A 713-nucleotide genomic window follows, 5' to 3' on the forward strand; every position below is an offset into this window, starting at 1 on the left:
GCTTCGCCATCGCCGCCATTGATGCTGCCGGCGCTGCTGCCGCTATGCGTTGCTTTGAGCTGCTCCTGCAACTCGGCCAGGGTTTGATCGATGGGAAGTTCGGCAGGATCCTTGGGCAGCTGCGCTGTTTGATCAGTTGCGGAGTCGGCAAGACTCTTGAGCAGGTCGTGGCCTTGCTGCAGCTGTGCGATGGCCTGTGGTGCTGCCATCTGCGGCGTGCCCTCCTCGGTTGTCAGCAGCAGACCGCGACCGGCACGCAGACTGCCGTGTGCCTGGGTTGAAAGCTCGACGCCGAAGCCGCGCTCGCCTTCGCGCACATTGTCGTCACCGCCTTTCAGATGTCCGAGGGTGAGCGTTGTTTCGTGCTGCGTTGTCGACAGCTGTGCACGGCCTTGTCCGGGGGTGTCGTCGAAGCGCAGCTGCTGGTAGCCACCGGTGCCACTTTGGCTCTCTGCCAGCGCCTGGCTCTTGAAGCCGGTGTATACAGCGGCGTGGTCGTTGCCTTCAAACCATGCAGCGGCATTGCCGGTGGCGTTCGCGCCAGCGCTGTTCAGCTGATTGTGCTGTGCATCCTGTTGACCGCGGCCGTTGTAGAGCGCGCCAACGATAACCGGGCGATCGATATCGCCCTCCAGGAAGGCAACCAGCACTTCCTGACCGCGCCGAGGCAACACCACCCCGCCCCAGTTGTCGCCGGCCCAGGGGGTCATTAC

1 protein-coding gene is annotated in these 713 nt (G+C 63.7%); it reads right to left on the minus strand.

From position 1 onward, the window contains the following. A partial coding sequence (locus AC1VXC_RS21095; RefSeq protein ID WP_481540017.1) for a type VI secretion system Vgr family protein occupies nucleotides 1-713 on the minus strand: 713 nt, incomplete at both ends.

This window comes from Stenotrophomonas sp. STEN033 (assembly GCF_056856655.1).